Annotated in this window: 2 protein-coding genes and 3 pseudogenes; 1 reads left to right on the top strand and 4 read right to left on the bottom strand. The window is 59.2% G+C overall.

The window, feature by feature from the left end; all coding sequences use genetic code 11:
- Positions 1–823: 823 nt before the first annotated feature.
- Complete coding sequence (locus tag Q1M07_RS08310; RefSeq protein ID WP_034911986.1) at positions 824–1,144, bottom strand: hypothetical protein; 321 nt, start codon at positions 1,142–1,144, stop codon at positions 824–826.
- A gap of 552 nt (positions 1,145–1,696) precedes the next feature.
- Positions 1,697–2,017, bottom strand: a pseudogene (locus Q1M07_RS08305) (FtsX-like permease family protein); the annotation flags it as partial.
- A 124-nt stretch (positions 2,018–2,141) separates the two neighbouring features.
- Here Q1M07_RS08305 and Q1M07_RS08300 point away from each other — a divergent pair.
- A pseudogene (locus Q1M07_RS08300) lies at positions 2,142–2,291 on the top strand (ATP-binding protein); the annotation flags it as partial.
- A gap of 116 nt (positions 2,292–2,407) precedes the next feature.
- On the opposite strand, the pseudogene rpoH reads toward Q1M07_RS08300, so the two are convergent.
- Together rpoH and Q1M07_RS08290 are read right to left on the bottom strand one after the other, a co-directional pair.
- A pseudogene (gene rpoH / locus Q1M07_RS08295) lies at positions 2,408–3,266 on the bottom strand (RNA polymerase sigma factor RpoH).
- Between the two features lie 98 nt (positions 3,267–3,364).
- Positions 3,365–3,628: Spy/CpxP family protein refolding chaperone (locus Q1M07_RS08290; RefSeq protein ID WP_300452902.1), on the bottom strand; the 264-nt coding region annotated here is incomplete at its 5' end.

The following is a 3,628-nucleotide window of genomic DNA, read 5'->3' as shown; positions in this document are numbered from 1 at the left end:
TTATATTTCTATGATTAGAATTATGTTAAAGCAGCTTTCACCTGTTCCAAGTCCTTGGCATAGCGCGTCTTCCATTGTTAAAATATAAAACATAATCAAAGATGGTTTTTTAACACGCTCTGAGTTTTGGTACTACGTGGTGTTTGGCGCCTACACCTTGCTAAGCGGTTATTCTCGACAAATTGTCATGCTCTTAGCATGCCTCGCTGCGGGACCACGAATCATTTTCACGATGCCAGTCTGGTTGTTGGGGGTGGTAGCCTATCGACTCGACCAGAAAACACATTTACACAGGAGCAGCGCCTGCGTTTTGTTCGCAATTTCTGGCTTGGGCATCGCTCTCTACATGACGACCTTCGGCCATTCGGTCCTTCAGTCGTTGAACGACGCGATCTTTGGCGGCAGTCATAGTCGATACTGGACACTGGGTGGCCATACATTGTTCCTGGGTGACCTTCCCAAGCTACCAGCAGACATACTGTTGGGGATCTTGTTCGCGACCGCAATTGTGACGGTAAAGCCTGCAATGGAGGGACTACACCCCCCGGTCTGGATTTCGTCGTCCATTCGATATCTCGCGGGTTCCACGTTCAGCCTTTATCTATTTCATGCTCCGCTCTTGTACTTCATTGCCGCGAACATGCATTTACAGAAACACAGTGCATTTTCCGTGATTCTATTGGGTGTGTTAGTTTTCTTGACTTGTTTTGCACTCTCGTATCCCACGGAGCGACAGGTTGGGCGGTATCGTGCCTTTTTTCTTGATCTTATTTCCATGGCTTCCCGCGTATACCAGGGTTTCCACGCTCGGATGAAATAGTGCTCAGACCTTGATGTTGATAAGAGCTTCTCCCGGCGCGCGCCGCCGGCCCCGGTTCGTGCGCGTGTCGAGCAGGATTGGCTGGTCCTTCGAACGACGGTCGGCGTGTCTGCGCTCTACCGGTTCGGGCTTGCTCTCATCATCAGGGCCGACCGCCTTCGGGGACTCTGGGCGTCCGCCATTTTTACTCGGTGGTGGCTGTTCTTGCGGCGAGGCCGCCAGCTCGTCGGCGAGTCTGGCCGCAGGCTCCACTGGCTCGGACTTCCTGTCGACCTCCTTGCCGAGATTGCCGATGGGCGGTAATAATTCAGATGGAATCCTCATTGTCCAAGTCCTGTACAAGTGACCGCGAGGCATGAAATCCGGGCAGGCGGTCAAACAATCGAATCAATCTACGATCACTGACCGTTTTACTGTATCACTGCGCCGGTCAGTGTTAAACCTGGAAAGCACCATGGTTTGCCAAATTTTTCGCAGAAAGCCGCCTGCTGCGCTGATGGCGCCGCCAGCGGGAACGGCTGCCGGCCGATCGGGCGCCGCTTGCGCCTGCCGGTCCGCCGGGAGGAGGGCAGCCGCTGCGCCTCGAAACGGCACGCGTACGCGCAGCCGAACTGGCCCTCGATGCCACCGCAGTCGGTTCGCTGCGCTCGAACGAGTCGATCGTTCTGCGTCCGGAGACGCCCGGTCGAACCGCCTCGATCCACTTCCAGGACGGGGCTGCGGTCAGCAAGGGTTCGGCGATGCAGGCGGTCCTCGACCCCACTGGCCAAGCTGCTGACGGTGAACGAGACGGTCAGACCGCGCGATAGGCAATCATCTTGAGCGTGTCGGGCAGCTGCTTGCTGTGGGGTACCCACAACACGCGCGAGAGCAGGTTTACTCGTGCCGCAGCGCTTCAATCGGGTCCATCTGCGCTGCCCGCCGCGCCGGGAAATAGCCGAACAGCACGCCGATGCCGGCCGAGAATACGAACGACAGCAGATTGATCGCCGGATCAAAGAAGTACGGCACGCCCATGACACCGGCGAGGACGAAGGACGCGGCGGTGGCGATGACGATGCCGACGACGCCACCGAGTGCCGCTAGGACCACCGACTCGATCAGGAACTGCAACAGCACCTCGCGCTCGAGCGCGCCGATGGCCAGGCGCAGGCCGATTTCGCGGGTGCGCTCGGTAACGCTGACCAGCATGATGTCAGCGGGAGGGCTCGCTCGCCGACCCGCACACGGAGCATCAAAATCGCAAATCGATTCGACAGATCCGTTTAATCTCGCCTCCTCCGCGTGTCACTTGCATAGCCTCAAATAGTACACAAACTGATTGTCGTACTCGAACCGCCACGTCGATCTCGTATTCGAGCGGATCAACCGTCGTCACGAGACCTGTAGCACGATGATCACGACCAACCGTTCGTTCTCGGAGTGGTCAGATGTCTTTCCCAAAGCGGCCTGCACCGTTGCCCTGATCGAATCAGGAAAGGACCGAAAGACTCGACAATGAAGAACACGCCAAGCACCAGCGCGAGGCCGGGAGTTCCTGCCGTCAGCCGGCGACTCGGCCTCTGGCTGAATTCCACTTTGCGATGCTCAGCTTGTCGCGGCGAGTGGCATCAGGCTTGCGCGCATTCTCTGAATCGCCTTCACTTCGACCTGGCGAATTCGCTCGGCCGATACCCCGAATTCCTCTCCCAGATCGTGCAAGGTTGCCGGTTTTTCGTGAATCAGCCAGCGCGCCTCGACAATGCGACGGCTGCGCGGATCGAGGCCGGCGAGAGCGCTCTGCAGGTCTTCATTCTGCAGTCGGGCACGCGCACGCGCGTCGAGGACATGCAACGGTTCGCCCGAGTAGTCGGCCAAGATAGGTGATGGGTGCAAACGCCTCGTCATCATCGCTGTCGCCGTCCAGTGCCACATCGTGGCCAGATAAGCGCGTGTCCATTTCAATCACCTCAGCAGGCGTCACGTCAAGGATCTGGGCAATCTCTGCGGCCCGCGTGGAGCCGAGTCCCTGGCTGCTGGTTTCCATGCTGCGCGGGTTGAAGAAGAGTTTGCGCTGCGCCTTGGTCGTTGCCAGTTTGAGCATCCGCCAGTTCTTCAGGACGTACTCGTGGATTTCGGCCTTGATCAAGTGGATCGCAAAGGAAACCAGACGAATGCCACGCGTCGGGTCGAAGCGCTGCACGGCCTTCATCAGCCCGATGTTGCCTTCCTGGATCAGGTCCGCGTGCGGCAGGCCATAGCCGAGGTAGCCGCGGGCGACTGAAATGACGAGGCGCAGGTGCGACACGACCAGTTGCCGTGCGGCGTCGACGTCATTGTCGTCACGATAGCGGCTGGCCAAACGAAACTCGTCTTCCCGCGTCAACATCGGGAAGCGTCTCGCTCGCTGGATATACGCGTCGATGCTGCCGATACTGACGGCTCCCGATAGCGCCGGGGACTGCACTCCTGGCAGGTACTTCGCCCGGCTGGCGACCGGCGGGCGGACCCGCGGAGACGGTAGGTCGGATGACGTCCGCTCGCAGGTCTCGCAGATGGCCATGCCTAAGACCTCGGCGCGGCGCGCTCCATCGATCGCGGCCCTGGCCTCCCGCGCATTCCGGGCCGCGCACTGGCATGGAAGTCGTCGAAGGTCTTCTTCTGTTCCGGTGTCAGCACCGCGTAGAACTCCTTGAGGGCGGCGACATGCTCAAACATGCGCGACTGCTGCTCGCGCATACGCTCCACCATCTTGTCGGCGCGTTCCGGCGTCGTCAGCTTGGCCCATTCCTCGGGATTGCGGGGTTCGGGCTTGGCCATCGGATGTTC

The organism is Accumulibacter sp. (assembly GCF_029255285.1).
In the GTDB taxonomy this organism is placed as follows: domain Bacteria; phylum Pseudomonadota; class Gammaproteobacteria; order Burkholderiales; family Rhodocyclaceae; genus Accumulibacter.
The sequence above is the reverse complement of the archived record's forward strand: the minus strand, read 5'-3'. Positions and strand labels throughout refer to the sequence as shown.